Origin of the sequence: Clostridium zeae (assembly GCF_017312485.1) — a bacterium.
Taxonomy (GTDB): Bacteria; Bacillota; Clostridia; order Clostridiales; family Clostridiaceae; genus Clostridium_AR; species Clostridium_AR zeae.
In genome coordinates, this window is record NZ_BMBA01000001.1 from 561114 (window position 1) to 579747 (window position 18634).

10 protein-coding genes are annotated in these 18634 nt (G+C 32.3%); 1 reads left to right on the plus strand and 9 read right to left on the minus strand.

Going from position 1 to position 18634, the window contains the following annotated elements; translation table 11 throughout:
* Positions 1 to 66: 66 nt before the first annotated feature.
* Positions 67 to 8145 (minus strand): DUF11 domain-containing protein, encoded by an 8079-nt coding sequence (locus J3477_RS02620; RefSeq protein WP_206867996.1) that lies wholly within the window; start codon positions 8143 to 8145, stop codon positions 67 to 69.
* A 226-nt stretch (positions 8146 to 8371) separates the two neighbouring features.
* Between J3477_RS02620 and J3477_RS02625 the strand changes: the two genes are divergently transcribed.
* On the plus strand, positions 8372 to 11806 hold the full coding sequence (locus J3477_RS02625) for an isopeptide-forming domain-containing fimbrial protein (protein WP_206867998.1): 3435 nt from the start codon (positions 8372 to 8374) through the stop codon (positions 11804 to 11806).
* A 66-nt stretch (positions 11807 to 11872) separates the two neighbouring features.
* Here the strand turns inward: J3477_RS02625 and J3477_RS02630 are convergent, their stop codons facing one another.
* The 8 genes from J3477_RS02630 to J3477_RS02665 all read right to left on the minus strand — a co-directional run bounded on the left by J3477_RS02630 (position 11873) and on the right by J3477_RS02665 (position 18333).
* On the minus strand, positions 11873 to 12583 hold the full coding sequence (locus J3477_RS02630) for an MBL fold metallo-hydrolase (protein WP_206868000.1): 711 nt from the start codon (positions 12581 to 12583) through the stop codon (positions 11873 to 11875).
* Between the two features lie 177 nt (positions 12584 to 12760).
* Positions 12761 to 13309, minus strand: coding sequence for a VanZ family protein (locus tag J3477_RS02635; protein WP_206868001.1), 549 nt, complete (start codon positions 13307 to 13309; stop codon positions 12761 to 12763).
* Between the two features lie 403 nt (positions 13310 to 13712).
* A complete protein-coding gene (locus J3477_RS02640; protein ID WP_206868002.1) occupies positions 13713 to 14192 on the minus strand; it encodes a VOC family protein in 480 nt (159 codons plus the stop codon).
* Between the two features lie 367 nt (positions 14193 to 14559).
* Positions 14560 to 14937: a hypothetical protein gene (locus J3477_RS26040; protein ID WP_228731189.1), complete on the minus strand. Its 378-nt coding sequence runs from the start codon at positions 14935 to 14937 to the stop codon at positions 14560 to 14562.
* Between the two features lie 36 nt (positions 14938 to 14973).
* Positions 14974 to 16044 carry a hypothetical protein gene (locus J3477_RS02650; protein WP_206868003.1) on the minus strand — a complete coding sequence of 357 codons (1071 nt, stop codon included), beginning with the start codon at positions 16042 to 16044 and terminating at the stop codon, positions 14974 to 14976.
* A 73-nt stretch (positions 16045 to 16117) separates the two neighbouring features.
* Positions 16118 to 16729: a hypothetical protein gene (locus J3477_RS02655; protein ID WP_206868004.1), complete on the minus strand. Its 612-nt coding sequence runs from the start codon at positions 16727 to 16729 to the stop codon at positions 16118 to 16120.
* Positions 16730 to 17029: 300 nt separating this feature from the next.
* Complete coding sequence (locus tag J3477_RS02660) at positions 17030 to 17689, minus strand: epoxyqueuosine reductase (protein ID WP_206868005.1); 660 nt, start codon at positions 17687 to 17689, stop codon at positions 17030 to 17032.
* Between the two features lie 155 nt (positions 17690 to 17844).
* The gene (locus J3477_RS02665) at positions 17845 to 18333 is read right to left on the minus strand and encodes a GNAT family N-acetyltransferase (RefSeq protein WP_206868006.1); all 489 of its coding nucleotides are present in this window, start codon (positions 18331 to 18333) and stop codon (positions 17845 to 17847) included.
* Positions 18334 to 18634: the final 301 nt, after the last annotated feature.

Here is an 18634-nt window from a genome sequence, read left to right on the forward strand (position 1 = left end):
TAACAAAACAGCCTGTTCAAATATGCTCTGAACAGGCTGTTTTTATTATTTTATCTGCTTAAACCCTTAACATAAATTCACAACTTCAACCTTATATACTACTGTAATTATCTGACCTGGAGTCATTGTATTAAGATTGAAACCTGCTGATGGATTATAGCTTGGGTATGCTACTCCATTTACAGTTACTGAACCAATTACAAACATTGAGTTGTGAGGAGTTGGATCTACAAATACAACATTAGTCGCATCGATATTACCAGTATTTACAATTGTGATGGTATAAGTGAGCTGCTCTCCTATTGTTGCATATTGTTTGTTTACAGCTTTAGTTACGTTTAAATTACCATACGCGATATTTGTGGTTACTGTATTTGAATAAGCAGTATCACTAAATGGAGGTTGTTTTGGATCTACAACATATTTAAATGGTACAACAGCTTGGTTGGTCACTTGATTTGTCGAAGGTACAGCTACTACATTTACTTTAAATTGTACTGTAACAACATTACCAACACCTATATCCCCTAGACTAAAGCCAACTGTTGGGTCGTAACCTGGCTGACTTACGTTATTTACTTTTACAGAGCCTGTTACGAAGCTTACTCCTTCAGAAGGATTATCTTGGAAGAATACCTCACTATCTATAACATTTCCTACATTTGTTAAAGTTATAGTGTAGGTTAGAGTATCTCCAATAGTTGCTATTGGCTTATCTACAGTCTTAACTACATTTAACTTTCCTAACACTACATTAGTTGTAACGGTATTACTCTGTTGATTCTTTGTTATAGAAGTGCCACTCGGATCAATCTTATAACTAAAATTAACTAGAGAGTTATTTACTACATAAGCAGGGGTTGGAAGAGCAGTTATTTTTGCAGTAAAGACTATTGTCACAGATTGCCCTGGTGCTAAATCAGCTAAAGCGAAACCTGTTTGTGGATTTAACGTTGGATATATCACACCATTTACTGATACCGTACCAGTTATAAAACTTAATTCATTTTGTAATAAGTCTTGGAAAAAGATATTAGTGTCATAGACATTACCAGTGTTTATTATAGTTGAAGTATAAGTTACAGTATCATTTACCTTTGCATAAAGCTTATCTACTGTCTTAATATTTGAAAGACTTCCAATATTAATATTTGTAGCTACAGTATTTGAGGTCGCACTTATAGGATAGGTAGGTCCATTTGGATCTACATAATATAAACCATTTGATACTGCATAGTTTGTTACAACTGGAGGAATTGGTAAGCTTGTCACTATACTTTGGAATTCAACTAAAGAAGTCAATCCAGCTAGAAGATTGTTTGGCAAGTTAAAGCCTATTAGTGGATCATAAGTTGGATAGCTTACTCCATCAATAGTAACTGTTCCTGCTTTAAATATTGCTCCATCAGATAAGAAATCACCAAAGAATAATTGTGAAATAGGTGTATTTCCTGTATTTTTAACTAATACGCTATAATTTAAGAGATCTTGCAAGGTTGCATACGCCTTATTTACTACTTTTGTTGCATTAAGATTAGGTTTTACTATAATCGTTGATACTGTATTAGATTGTGTTGTTTTATTATAATACGAGCCATTTGGATTTATCTTATAAGAGAAGGTTCCAAAAGCTGTATTTAATACTGCATCCTGAGTTGGTGCATCCACTACTGTTGCTGTAAATACTACGATAACTTGGCTCAGAGGTTCAATATTTCCTAAAGTGAAGCCTGCATTTGGATTATAATCAGGCATTGTAGTTCCATTTATCTTTACTGAACCTTGATTAAAGCTTATATCACTTTGAAGATTATCTGTAAATATGACATTATCTGCTCTTACATTACCAGTGTTTGTCACAACTATAGTGTAAGTTAATACATATCCCATAGTTGCAAATGCTTTATCTACAGTTTTATTAAGAGTTATTGAACCTTGATTTATCTGAGTTGTTACTGCATTTGAGTTTACTATAACAGGTATATCAGGTCCATTAGGATTTATTCTATAAGAGAAGGTAATGTTAGCTGTATTGCTTACAAGGGATGGTGTTGGTATTGAAGTTACAACAGCATCAAAGCTAACAACTACGGTATCTCCCGCAATTATATTACCTAAAGTAAAACTAGAGTATGGGTTTAAACTTGGATAAGACACATTATTTATTGTTACTGAACCTGTGACAAAGGTTAAACCTTGTGGTATTACATCTCTAAAGTTTACGTTCTTAGCTGTGGTATTTCCTGTATTTAAAATAGTCACTGTATAGCTAACTAAGTCATCTAAAGTAGCATATGCTTTGCTGACAGCCTTAGTTGCAGTTAAAGCTCCAACATTTATAAGAGTTGATACAGTGTTACTTATTGCCTCTACTACTACAGGAGGATTTGCAGGATTAATATAATATTTGTAACCTACTGTAGCATTGTTATAGATAATATAATTTTGAGGTAAGGTTTGAACAGTAACAGCAAAGGTAACTACTGCATTTCCGTATCCAGGTATATCCTCTAAATTAAATCCAGTTATTGGGTTATAGTCTACATGTGTTACCCCATTAACCTTTACTGAACCACTTACAAAGCTTGCATTATTTTGGATTATATCCTTAAAGAATACAGCAAAGCAATTGGAATTGCCTGTATTATTTATGGTTACGGTATAATTAAGGATATCACCAATAGTAGCATAGGTTTTATCAACTTCCTTTGTAGCTGTTAGATTACCAATCCTAATATAGGTAGTTACAGTATTAGAAGTAGTTGTTATAGTAACTGGATTGTCTGTTGGTGTAAGCTTATAAGTGAAGGTAGCATCAGCAGTATTATTAATATTACCACTTTGAGGCAAAGTTTTAACATTTACTGTAAAGCTTACAGTATGATATCCGTTTGGTGCTAAGTCTGTCAAAGTAAACCCAATATTTGGATCATAAGTGGACTGAGCTACTCCATCTACTACTACAGTTCCGCTGTTAAAGGTTGCTGAAGCTGAAATCAAATCCTTGAAGCTTATATTAGTTGCATTTACAGACCCAGTATTTTTAACAAGTACTGTATATGCTAAGTTATCTCCTAGGGTTGCATAAACCTTATCAACGGATTTTGTAAGAGTTAACTCTCCTACTGCTACATAGGTTTGAGTCGTATTTGTATTTATTGTAGCTGTGATAACTTCTGTACCTACAGTATAGTCGTAGTTAATAGTAGCATAGTTTAATATTAAATTATCAGTTGACCTACTTACTACTGTTGCAGCGAAGGTTACAGTTGTAGTTGCTCCTGCTGCAATATCACTTAAATTGAAGCCATTGTTAGGATTATAGCCTAGCTCTTGTATTCCATTAATATAAACTGAGTCAGCTATGAAAGATATTTGTGAATCCAAAATATCCTGGAAGAATACATGCTGAGCTGGAACATTACCTTCATTCTTTATGGCTATAGTAAAGTTTAAAGTATCACCAAGCTTCGCTATTGCCTTGTCTACAAGCTTATTAGCAGATACTATAGTGTTGTAAACATATACCGTAGTTGTATTTGAGGACTTTGTATTTGTTATTGGATTTCCATTAGGATCAACATAATAGCTATAAGTCACATCAGCTTTATTTAATAAGATATTATTCTGTGGTATTTCATTTGCAGTTACTGTAAAACTTACTGTTGTTTGCTGCCCTACAGGAATGTCATTTAGCACAAAGCCAGTATTCGGATTAAAGCTAGGTCTGTTTACTCCATTTACATAAACTGATCCATTATTAAATGATGACTCAGCTTGAATAATATCCTTGAAAAGTATATTCTTAAGTGCAGTGTTTCCAGCATTAGACAAAACAAAATTGTAAGTTATTACATCTGTAATTCTTACAATAGTTCTATCTGCTGTCTTAGTAATTGTCATATCACCCAGATTGATAAAGGTGGTGACAGTATTACTTGTAACATTTGCTGATATAGGCTGACCATTTGGATCTATCTTATATTGATAGTTTAAAACAGATGAGTTGTTTACAAAGCCATTTAGTGGAACACTATTTACTGTTACGTCGAAGGTTACTATTGCAGTACCTCCTGGATTTATAACTCCCAAGGTAAATCCTAGATTAGGATCATATCCAGTATAAGAAACTCCATTTATCTTAACAGAACCACCAACAAAAGTAGTATTATTTGGAACATTGTCAATAAAGGTTGTATTGATAAGATTAGTATTACCATTGTTAACAATTGTTGAAGTATAAGTTAAGGTATCGCCTACTGTTGCATAAACCTTGCTTACACTCTTTGTATTAGTAACGGATATCGTAGTTATATTAGTAGTTACAGTATTACTAGTTAAACTTCCATCCAAATATGGTGAGGTTGGGCTCATTTGATATTTAAAAGCAATATAAGCAGTATTCTTAATCTGTGCTGGTGTTGGAACACTTGTTACGGTTGCCTTAAATAATATAACAGTATTCCCACCTGGTAATATATTGTTAATAGTGAAGCCTGTTAAAGGATTTGCATTTGGTTTACTTACTCCATCAACTACTACTGAGCCTTGCAGGAAGGTTGCACCATTTGTAAGCGTATCTATAAAACTAACATTTGATAACGTCACTGTACCAGTATTATTTGCAGTTATTGTATAAGTTAAAACATCACCTATTGTTGCGTAAGCCTTATCTACTACTTTAGTTAGAGTTGCTGAATAAGAGCTTATTATAGTAGTTACTGTATTACTGTTAGTAGTTTTACTTATAGGCTGCTGTGCTGGATCTACATAGTAGCTAAAATTCACTGTTCCACTATCTTTTATGGTGTTTGGAGTCGGTAAGCTGTTTACTATCACTTTAAACTCTACAGACACCACCTGTCCAGCTGCTAGTGTTCCTAAGGTAAATCCTGCCTGTGGATCATAATTAGGTTTGTTTACTCCATTTACGATTACTGAACCTGAAACAAAGGAAGCCTCTGCTTGGATAATATCAGAAAACAAAGTATTAATTATATTAGTGTTTCCAGTGTTTGTAGCTGTAAAGCTATAGGTTAAGATATCCCCCACTGAAGCATAAGCTTTATCTACAGATTTAAGAAGTGCAATTACCGCATTTGGAACATAGGTTTTCACTTCATTAGAATACTCTGTCTTAGTTACTTCCATGCTATCTGGATTTTGTTTATAAGATAAGGTTACTTCAGCTACATTAGAGATATATCCCACTGGAGGATTACTTATGATTGTTGCTCCAAAGACGATTGTTGTAGTATCTCCAGGATTCATATCATTTATTGGAAATTGGCTGCTTGGATCAAGCTCAGGGTAATTAACCCCATTTATATAAAGACTTCCTGTATAATATACTAAATATACTCCAAGAAAATCTGCAAACTTCATTTTAGTTAGAGGAACTGTTCCTGTATTATTTATAGCTATTGTATATACAATAGTATCTCCAACTTCAGCATAAGCTTTGTCTACACTTTTAACTACTGTATATTGGGCTTTATTTATAATAGTCTGAACTGTATTCGATAAAATAGTACCTGATAAAACACTGCCATTAGGATCTGGCTTGTAACTATATACCAAACTTGCTTGGTTATAAATTATATTTGGAACTGGTATAGTATTTACTTTTGCTTGGAAGGTTACTTCAACAACCTCTTCTGGACATACACTTCCAATAGTAAAACCTCTAGTTGGATCATAGGAAGAATATGAGATACCATTAATAGCTACTGATCCTGTGACAAAGGAGACTTCTGGTTGTAGACTATCTAAAAATACAGTGTTAAAAGCATTGATATTACCACCATTAGTTACGTCAACTTTATAGTATAGTATATCTCCGATTTCTGCATAGGCTTTGTCTACGCTTTTATTTACATTCATACATACAAAATTAGCAACTGTATCAACTTTATTAGAGTCCTTTTCTGCATCTATAACTGTCCCACCAGAGCTTATTTGATATTTAAATGGAACCTTTGCAATATTTTCTATTAAATCTGCAGGATTAAGATTATTTATCAGTACCTTATATTGAACTTCTGTGGTTTGACCTGGATTTATTGGATTTGTTAAAGTGAAGCCTGTAAAAGGATTGAGATTGGTATTTGAAACTCCATTTATCACAACACTTCCACTTACAAAAGAAGCACCTGGGATTTGAGGTTCTAAGACTTGAACATTTGTTGCAGGTTGATTTCCTACATTAGTTAGACTTAGTGTATAAGTTACTGTATCTCCAACTTTCGGATAATTATTGTTATTACATCTTTCTCCTATAACTTCTACATATTGAACTTGAATAGAAGTTGAATTGCTGAATATAGTTTTTTCTCTTAAATATCCGAATTGGTTATATATATATCCAAAAGATATACAGCTTACGTTTGTAACCTTTGTTGAAGCTGGCAATGAATTCACTTTTGCTTGAAATACTATTTGAATACTATCTCCAACAGCTAAATTTGACAAAGTAAAGCCTGCTACAGGGTTATAGCTTCCATAAGCTGTTCCATTAATTAACACTGTACCATCTACAAAAGATGAAGCTGCATCAAGCTTATCTTGAAAGAACATATTTAAAGCAAGCTCTGTTCCTATATTCTTAATATTTACAGTATAAGTTACAGTATCTCCAATTGTTATATTATTTTTTGAAGAAGCTTTTGTTATTGATAATAAACCGTCCTGTACTATTACCTCAATAGTATTAGTGGCTCCGTAGTTCGTTATATTATCTAAGCCTGAGGTAAATTGATAGTTATAATTCACATTTTGATGGAGCATTCCACCAACTGGAATTGAATTCATCCTTACAGTGAATAGTACATTTACTATACCTCTAGCACTTATTGTTCCAAGATTTATTCCATTTGAAATATTTGCTGAAGGATAGGCTACTCCATTTATAGTAACTGAACCTGGTATAAATGAGGTAGTTGAATCAAGTAATGCTGATATTATCACATTGTTTGCTGCTAAATCACCATCATTTCTTATTTTAACTGCATAAACTAAAGTTTCTCCTACTTCTACATTGTACTCTCCATCACCATCAATATCGTATAGATTTAAGGTTGCAATTATATTTGGAGCCTTTGAAAGTACCTGTGTTCCTATAGCAACAAGCTGTACTCCATCGCCTTCAACGACTTCTGTTATCTGTCCTGCTAATAAGGTTTGATTAGGAACTAAGGTTTTAGATATATCTACATTAGTTATATCCCATTTATTTCTAGCTCCTAATTTTTGTGTAGGTACAAACCCATCATTGTTATTTATTCCATTAGTACCTATGATATTTAAAAGTCCATTACTGCTGCTTAGTGGATTAGCTACATTAATTGCTCCAGTGAAAAAGTTATTTCCTGGATTATTAGGTGATGTTCCTGGATTAGGATTGGGACTAGTTACAGAATTACCTATATTAGTAAGCTCAGCAAAGGATGGCCCAACTGATACAATTTCGCTTCCACTAAGGGGCTCACCATTAGCGCAAACTAAAGTTACACTTCCTCTAAGATTTCCTTGATCTGCTCCAGTTGTAAAGCCAGTGACTGCATATTGAAGCGGTGTACTTGGAGTTGCAACTGCTATACCTGAACTATATATAATTTTCTGTGGCTTAAAGACGTCGTTTCTATATATTACTACTAAAGTCCATCCACCTCTTGAGTTACTAAGTCCTGTACTTGGTACACTTATAGGTACACCGATAACTGAATAACTCCCTGATAAAGCAGACTTTACTAAAGAGGTAACATCTGCAGCTCTAAACCTATCTATGGTTCCAGAAATTGAAGTATAACTTTCAGTATAGGTTGGAGTTATTGAGTAACTACCACTTGGCGTTGTAAAACTTATAGGAGTATCTTGCACACTCCTAAGATCTAAAGCACCTGACACATTACTAAATACTGTAGAGTACCATACGAGTTCTGCATATCTTATTGTGCTGTTAGATAAAATATCTAAGCTTGCTGTACTCCCTGCTTGAGTCCAATCTCTTGTAGTGGTTCCATCTGTTTTTATAAGGTCAGATGTATTTATATCTGGCGCAGTAGTGCTTCCACATACAACTAACGAGTTTCCTGTTGACACCAATTGACATTTGTCAATTGCTGAAAATCGTTCTATAGTTGCCATTTGCTTTTCTCCTTTTCTTAGTCATAGTATTATAAGCCTTATATACAGATAAAACATATCTTCAGACAATGCCTTCCAAATGACTCATCTATAAAAAGCCTCCTTATATGATATTTTTAAAAACAAATATACGTTACAGCATTGTGATTTTTTAATCATAAATTTAAGCAAACACCACTAAATCTGAATATACTGAAGCATAAAACTTATAAGGAGTGGTATCACTATGCCTTCTAGTATACTTACTATGAGTATTGACAAAACTCAAAATGTACCAATTATAGTAGGAAATACTTCTGCTTTTGATATAAGCATTAAAAATATTAGTTCTACCCAAAGATTATATAATTTAGGGCTTACTTTAACCTTACCTGATGGAATGTCGCTTTCTTCCTCCACGCTACCTCAAACCTCTACAACTTCAAATTCAGATAATAGCACAACCTACTCATGGGTAAATATTAAAGATCTAGCCCCAATGGAAATCAATTTTTTATTTAGTATTACAGTAAAATGTAATACTAAATTTAAGAATGGTACCTATGTTCCTTTTGGATATACCTTCTCAAATATAAGTGTAAGTTGCCAAGCTGATACGATGCCGAGAGGTATTTACGATATAAACAATGAGATTATCACACAGAGCATATCTATGACCTTTACTACAATTAGATTTTCAAGCACTATAGCTACATCAGGAAAGGTATTGAAGGGTGCTGGAACATCTGCTTCCCAAGCTAACTATACTCAGGTTACCACAGCCACTTGCAAGTTCACTAACAATTCTATAAGCTCTTCTTTAGTGAATATAACTATGCTTTTAGATGACGGTATAAGATATATAGGTAACCTTTCAGTTTCAGGAACAGATGCCTCTCAGTTTAATTCTCCTACTGTAAGCCTAATTAGTAAAAATGGAAAGCTTTATACTCAGCTGTACTTTGGTAATATAAATCTTTCAGTAAGCAGCAGCACTACCTTAACCTTTAGCTATGCAGTTTGGAATCAGTATAATAATAATACCGGAGGTTTTATTACTCACGGTACTGTTCTTAATATGTCAGTTAATATGGTTTCAGCTGATCCACTTGTTATCTCTAGTTCTGATAGCAGCACTAAATTTTCAGCCATGGACTTAATAATAACCACCTCTATAAATAAAGCTAATGTTGATGTACAGAATAATGTAAGCTACACCTATGTATTTAAAGTAGGTCAGTACTACAATATTCAAAGTATACTTGTACACTACTTCATCCCTGATGGAATTTACTATATATCAAGTTCAGTTAATCCAACCTCAGTTTTAGATAATCCTACACTTCAAGGGTTCTATTTAACTTACAATTTTTCACTAGCCACTGAAAACTCTAGTAAGAGTGTTACCATTAATGCCAAGGTCGATAGCTATTATAGATATAAATTTAATAGTCAGGGTTTGAATCTACCTGTAGTCGCATCCGATCCATTTTTAGCTACTACAGACATTACAGGTGCTCTTGTTCCAAACTTAAGTCAAGTCTCTGATAATTCCAGTGTTAGCTGCTCAATTGCTATTGGTGAAATAACTAAGCAGTTTGTTAGAGCCTATTATAAGGATGGAACTCGGAAAAATATAAATACTTTAGCTCCTGGTGACCTTGCTGAATACAACCTAAGCTATAATGCTTCTTCACTAAAGGCTATTCAAAAAGAAGTTTATATAGATGACTTTTTTCCGCTATCTGCTGATCCAATAGATAATCTTTCTTATGAATACTCTGGAGTTAAGCCTATTACTTCTCCAAAGCTCATAAGTCCTCATGGTATAGATTTCTATTATGGTGATATTCCAGGAATGTCTTCAAGCACTATTAAGTTTAAGGTACCTATAGCACTGCTTGGCTCTTCCTCACAAAATGCAAACCTTATGAAACTTAAAGGTATTAACACCTATGGGAATGCATACAGTGGTCGTTCTCAAGTAAATTTCAATATAGGTGCTCCAAATCTAACTTTAACTAAAACTGTACTAGGTCCTAATAAAAATGCTATAAAAGCAAATGAAGTTTACACTTATACCATAACCATAAGCAATTCTAATAATTTAGGAACTGAAACCGATGCCTTCGACTTTACACTAACAGATGCTTTATTAGCAAGCTGGTTCACAATTGATTTGAATAGTTTAAAAGTAACTGGTTCTGGGAACTATAATCCTCCAGTTGTTCAAGGAAGTAATGTTGTTCTCTATATAAATAAACTCTCTCCAGGTAGTTCAATAGCTTTAACCTACAAAGTTACAATAAACTCACAACTTGCTCCTGGCATTAGTTTAACAACTACAGCAACTACCACTAATCCTTATTCACAAATTTATAACCCATCCTCAACTAATTTTCAATACACTGGTCTAAACAAAAGTGCTTCAGTTACAATAGCTTCAGCAGCGATTACTCTAACAAAAACTAATTATAACGATACTTTTAAGGTAGGTTCCCCTATAACCTACGAACTAACAGTAACCGTTCCTGAAGGAACTATAGCCTATGGACTTTTTATAAGAGATACCCTTCCAAGCGGCGGACAGATATATGTAGGACCTTCCTATAAAAATGGAACTAATATTACACCTGCTGTCTCTTCTAATATTGTAACTTTTCCTAGTGAAGGCACTGTAGATGGTAGATTAAAAGCTCAAACTATAGCTTATATCTTTACCAGTAAAATAAGTAATGCAAATAAGAGTGTTAATGCAACAACCTCAACTCAAACCAATACTGTTCAATGCTTATATCAACAAATACAAGGAGGAGCTTTTAGTACAATTAGTAAGAGTTTAACCATAACAGTTAATCATCCAAATATTATTATGAATTTAAACGCAACGGACAAGACAACTTCTACTGTATATACTGAGAAGGCAAATATAAACACCAATGCTATAATGCAGTTTAAATTGATTTTTCAAAACAATAGTGCTATCAGCATAGTAAATGGAACTATAGAAATTCCGATAGACACTAATTTTTTATTTTCTTCACTAGATGCCTCAGTGTTATGTAGTGCTGTTTATAATTCATCTTCAAAAAAACTTGCTATAACTATACCAATGCTAGCTTCAAGCTCTTCTGGCTACGTTACTTTCACTCTGCTTCCTAAATCAAATTTAAAAGCTGGTACCACAATCAATACACAAGCTACCGCTGTAGCCTATTACAATGATATATCTCCTACCAAAGTATATAGCGGTGAAAAAAGTAATGTGCTCAGCTGTATTTTGCAACCTGGGGTTTCTCTAAATCCAAACCCACTATATGCACTAAATCCATCAACTTCTTTCTTAGTTACACCACCTGGTGGTACAGCAGAGATACTAACCTATTTTAAAAACACTGGCGGAGGCTACGACGATTTTACGTTAACTATACAAAAAGTTGCTATATCTTATAAGCTTTATATTGACGATGTTAAAATAGCTGATATCTCACCAAATACTTTATATAGTGCTGATTTACCTGCTATGTCCAACTTAGCCCCTAATACAAGCAAAATAATAAAAATAATTGCAATTATACCATCAAGTCAAGCCTTAGGCATAAGGTACGACTTTACAGTTACAGTTAAGTCCAAAACTAGTCCATACCCTGAAAAAACTGTCTTAAATATAGATCCATTTTAATAAGCTAACGTATTATGTAAAAACACCGCAAAATTCATTTGAATAATGCGGTGTTTTAAGTAATTATTAGTTTTTTATTGGTGTTACTTTAAATTCATCTCCATTATTTAGCCAGACTGTCTTAGTAGATAAATTTTCTTCCATAATCTTATCATTTAGTCTGCTAAAAGATATTTTAGAATTATTAAGTGAAAATCTTTGTGCAATATCTTGATGTATTGGAATAAAATATTTAGGCTTTAAGTCATTTAAACATTTTAGCATGCCTTTCTCTCCCATTGTCATTGGTAGCAAATATCGTGTTACAGTTAACATTGCGATATCTATTGTAAATTTTTCAGATATACTCTTCATGAACTTTCCATAATAAGTATCACCAGAAAAATATATTGTTGAACCTTCTGCTCTAACAATATATCCAACAGTAGGACATAAATGATTGGCTTGTACAACAGTTATTGAAAAATCACCTATATTAAGTTCATCACCTTTTCTAATCCACTTACTCTTAAAAATTAATGGTTTTAGTGACCCCTTTGGAGAATATATAGGACATTTGTTTTTAAATTTGTTCAAAAACATTATGTCCATATGGTCAAAATGCTCATGGCTAAGTAAAATTGCGTCAAGGTGGTCAATAGATTTATAATAAGTTGAAACTGAAGCGGTTCTCTTATAAAATAAGTTTCCGAAATTATTAAAATATGGGTCAAATAATATTTGTGAATTTTTACTTGATAATAATATTGTACAGTTCCCTAATAACTGTATTTTCATACGCTTCCCCCCCTAACCTAACTTCATTTTATTTCCAATTCAATTATATGCAAAATATTGATTAAAACATACTGCAAATAGTCATGCTCGCATATGACTTTTGTCATAATCTTCTTGAATTACCACGTAAAAATACCGCAAGATTCATTTGAATAATGCGGTGTTTCAAGTAAATATTCATAATCTCAATCTCACCTTGAATAATAGAAATAATAAAACAGGTAATCCTATTGCAGAAAGTATTGTAATAGCAACACGTACTTTTTTCTTATCCCTCAATATAAACAATAAAAACTTGTACCCTAATATGCCAACTAGTCCACCCAAACAATTTAAAATTATGTCATCAATATCAGATGCTCCAATGCCTAAAATCCCCTGAATGATTTCTATAAATAAACTCACTATGAATATAAAGAACAGATTGTTTATTACTTTTTTATTTTTCTTGAATAATAACAAATATGTACCAAGAGGCATAAAGATAACTATATTGCCAACCACATTACTAAAAGCGAATCTTTTTATAGTGGCCGAATTGCTAAATATATATTCCTTAATGCTATAAAAAGGAATGAGATTGATTGACCTCTCTGAATTCCTTTGATTATTAAACAAATCAAAAAGCGAAACTCTTGAAAATAACAATAATTTAATTAAAAAAAGTATATAACAAATGAAAACTCCATATAAAAAGACTGTTTGAATCCTCTCTCGTTTATTCATAATTTCTCCATTTTTCATTCCATTCTTTATTATTCTCTGACGTTCAATTTATAAATAATAAGTAGTTATTATTTATCTACTACTATTACTTAACACCTTGTAATTATATCATCAAAAAACAATTTCCACCAAGACATAATATAGTTAGTTACGACGCCTTATTCTTGAATTACGACGTAAAAACACTGCAAAACTCAATTATGAATAATGCAGTGTTTTAATTAATTATTAGTTTTTTATTTACATGACGTTAAATAAGAAGATTGCGAACAAAATTTTATCCTCACAGATTTTTCTTAGAACTGACTTCCCTATTTCTTTCATCGAAACCAAGTTCTAAATGAAATTTAAATCTTTACAATTTACATATATTACAATTACCATCATCTATGAAATACTCTTTCTAATTAAGTACATATTTAATTGCTTGTTCAACAAATTCCCTTGGCATGGCAGTTTTGCTAACTACTTCATCAACGGATAGTCCTTGTTTATAAAGACGATTTACTACACCTTCCATTGCTTCTCCTATTGATACAATATGTTTATCAGGGTCATAGAAAGTTATCCCTCTTTGCCCCCAAGGTGCTTCTTGTATTTCATGTATAAATTCGACCTTTAATTGTTTGAGTTCATTATATATATCATCTAATTCCTCTGTTTCAAAATTTAACTCAACACTATTAGACCCGTATGAAATCATACGAGAACCTTTCATTCTGTGTATTTCTTCAAAGTGAGTTCTTAAATGAATTGCTAAACCACTTTCAAAAGAAACATTTACTCCAAAATCATATATTACTTTTTGCTTTAAAATCTTTTCATAAAAATTCCTTGAAAGTTCAAGATTTTCAACCAGTATAATAGGACCCATAAATTTCATTTCTCTATCCCCCGTATTCTATTAAATTAATGTTTTTGTGTTGTATTATATATAGTATATAAACCAACTTAATTCGCAATTTCCTACTACTCTGTCTTAATTATCATTTATTATACCATATTACACCAATTAACTCTAAGAAAACTGTAGACCTTAGAGTATTTTAAAATAATTTTTTTACTGCATTATTCAATTTTCAAAGAGCATTGTTCGTATTCTAAATTTCACATGTTACGTCGCAATATTTTTCAAATTGCGACTAAAAAGCATCATGAAATTATTTATATAATCTTAAAATCATGTAACTTGATGTTTCAATAAGATCTCCCTTTAAACATAAAATTTAATGTATGATAATTTACTATTATCACTTAATTCTTGTATTTATCAATACACCCAAACCGCCCAATATTGATAATATACAGCCAAGTGTCCTGTATTTTATTATAGACTGTTCCAAATAAATCAAATAATAGCTAGTATCCATACTGCCACCATGACTCTTCATAATATTGGCCATTTCAGCATCTGCTAAATTTATACTACTCATTAAAATTATAATACCAACAACAAATACAGCCACAGAAATTAATGACCTTACAGTTAATACCACTTTCTTTGGAACCTTATTAACAATTATATTTTCATTAGAAACCTCTGGTACTTGAACTAACTCACAGTTACAGTCATTGCAGAATGTATACCCTTCTTCATATTCGCATTTACATGTTGGACATACTAACATAATTACACCTCCATAGGCTTATATTTGTATCTTTTTCTAACTTTTTTCATAACAATTAATGAACCCTGGAGCTATTTCTTCAATTTGTTTTTCGATATTATCGCCATTTATGCAGCCAGAATTAAATTTTTGAGAGAGCCAAAGATTATAGTTTACAGGTACTGATTTTTCTTGAACTAGTAAGTTAAAAATAATCAAGGAAATCGGCATGCAGCCTCCGTATCTTTGTTTTGCTATTTCAATAATGTCCTCATATGTAGAAAGTCTGTTTATTACAGATAAGTAATATTCTACTGCTACTACAAATTGCTCCTCTTCAGCACCAGAGTATTTTTCAACCAAGGTCTTGTAGGTCTTGTTAAGAAAATCATCTTTACTAACAAGTCCCCTTAAGATATTAATTGTCTCACCATTTGAAAAACCGTGCATTAATTCATGAGCAATAATTCGGACAAACATTTTACCATCTACAAAGTCTGATAAACAACTACTTAAAAAACTCTTATTATAGAGACTGAAACACACTGGATGACTGAAGAAAGACACAAATATATTAACATCATCAATCCTATCTTCGTTCCTTAGTCTAAGGATGTCTCTAAAAATATTATCCAAATCATATTGGCTTATCTTATCCTTTAGTTTTACACATTCCTCTTCTGCTTTAGGCAACGCCTCATCCACCCAGGTTTTATAAAAATTTATATTATCTAAGCCCTCTAGAAGTTTAACGTACCCAGCAGTTCCTCCCTCTTCAAGCCATTTAATCGTGTATTTAACATCGTTAAGTAAAAAATCATTATCTTTTAGCCGTTCATTTACTAGTTGTGATAATTCTTCAGGCTGTTTTATAATTTCTATCAAGTCTTTTATAGTTAATTTATCTATATTCTTATTGTCAGTAAAACAACTGAGTACCATGCACATTGAAGACATGCTAGGTCCATTGCGATTAAAGTCATCTATACTATACTTTTCTATTTCTTTATTCGTTTTATAAATTAGTTCTTTTTGTTCCTCTAGGTAATATTCCTCAAGTTCGAGAAATCTTTGTCCGGCATAACATAATACATCATAAATAAAGCACGGTTTGATTAAAACTGCCATTGCATACACCTCTTGTATATATATTTAATCAAATTTCATCTTATATAAATATTTCACCTTACTGCTCTAATAACTAATTCTCTTCATTCTTTTTGAAATATTGATAAGCCAAGATACATATAGGAGCAAAGTAAGCACACCAAAACTCTAAAACTAAAACACCGATAATGCTGCCACCCTTCATATCTGCATTAAAGACACCAAGCATAGGCATTATGATACAGGACACTGCAAAAACTCCATGAACTAACAGAAGTGTTTTTAACCATTTATCTTTTTTATTCTTAACTTCTACGGTAAAAGCTATAAAAAAGGTTGATAGCGCCATGAATGCATACCCAAATAGATCATAATTAAAAAACAGACTGCCGAGGTTCTTATAATTCAATATAGCAGTTGCTTGTTCATTTAATTTAGCTAATCGTATAGTGGTTAATTGTGCGAAATAAACTAATCCAACCAGCACAGCATATACAGAAGAAAAGGCGATTGCCGTGTACCCTGCAGCTTTATTTTCTTTAGTACCGTTTGCTGAGAAAGAACATATCATAGGAACAAATCCCCATGAAATAAAAAGACTGAAAAGATAACTTCCTACATCCTTTCCTAAAAGCATTGACACTGCAAAACCAATGACTCCAATTAATGTGACAATAGCTGAATACATTCCTATTCGTTTATTCATAATCCTCTCCTAAACCATAAATATATAAATTCTTTGCTTGTATTTATTTTACAATTGTAATTATATTACACATATTACTATAATATCTACAGATGCAGATTTATTTTACAGTATTTTCATATAATCATCCAATACATACTGAACATCCACGTGTCTTAGTCCTCAAATATTAATCATAATTTTTCTTGTATAGCTATAAAAAAACACCGCAAGCTTCATTTTGAATACTGCAGTGTTTCAAGTAATTATTAGTTTTTATTTATGTTAACTTATAATAAGAAAGTTCTGAATTAATTTGCCTTATAATGTTATATTACTCTTCATATAGTTTTGTGTCCACGGACAATGTACTAGGCATTTTAAACAGCATTTACAGTGATATACATCAACTATTAAATCTCTATTCATATTCGGTTCCCAAGTAGTACCATGAATTACATTTACAGGGCATATATCTTTACAAACAGTACAACCACCGCACTTAGGCATTATTACCTTTTTATTTTCAATCGATAATGACGCATTAGTTAAAACGGTACACATACAAAATGCACATCCATATTCTTCAGCAATTAACAAATTGTTTTTTCCGATCCATCCCAATCCTGATAATATGGCAATTTTCTTATGTGGGAGTACACTGGTTTTTGTAGCTTCCTCAAAGTATCCATTTATTAGATTTCCATCTGATTGAGCAAAGGCTTTATATCCTTTTCCAACAATAAAATCTGCCACCCACTCTGCAAGTTCTTGAGCGCGGTGTTCCTTCTCCCAAAATTCGGAAGGGACTGCTATCGTTTCTTTTGAAAGCCCCAGGATAAATTCGGGACTTAGAAGTATTCCTATTAAAATGGCAGTATCGTACCCCATATTTTCTTTTTCAGGTAACCTTGATATATCAACTGTTTTAACAAAATTAGCACCACGGAAATTTATCTCAGAAATTAATTCGTTCACCATATACAACACCTCTATTTATATTTTCCATTATAAATTTATTAATAAACTTCTGATTAAATGGTATCATTTTGTTTATTTGTACGCCAACCTCATACTTGATTCATAAACAAAAATGCGCTAACCATAACAGCTTATGTAGCGTATTTCATATTTAATCAAAACTTTAAAATCATATCGTACCATTCCGAACCACCGTGTTTAGATCCTGAAACTCCTGTACTTTCAAATCCAAACTTTGAATAGTAATGAATGAGCTTCTCTTTGCAAGTTAAAATGACGCCTTTTCGTCCAGCCGATCTTGATACTTCTATCAACTGATTTATTAATTGTGCTGCAATTCCTAGTTTACGATACTCTGCCATTACATCAAGTCCAAAAATAGTCTGATAATCACCATTTGGAATATGTAGATTAGCATCACTAAATAACTCGTCGTAGATAGCAAGCTCGTTGATTATACAGCCATTGATAAAACCAATTATTTTTCCATCGATTTCCGCTACAAAAAAACTTTCTGGAAATGTCTTAATTCTTTGTTCCAAGGATTCCCTTGTAGCTGCCTCTGACTCTGGAAAACATCTCATCTCCACTTCTGCTACTGCATCTAAGTCTTCTACAGACACATTTCTAATTATAATATCCATTATAGTAAGCTCCTTTTGTTAGAAAATATATTTAATTTAAATTTGAGTGAAAAATATATTTTTTAATAACATCTCTTTTTAAGATTTAAAGGACATCACAAAAATAATATTGTTTATACCCTAAGCAACCTCTCATTCAATTTTTCATAGCTAATCAAAAAATCTAACTCATTAGGTGTAGCATTCAGCATTTATATCTTAACAATTTAATATCGTTAATTCATTATATCTTGCTACTTTTGACCTAATTACTTGTCATTATATCATTCAAAACCAATTGATTCTATATGCTCAAAATATA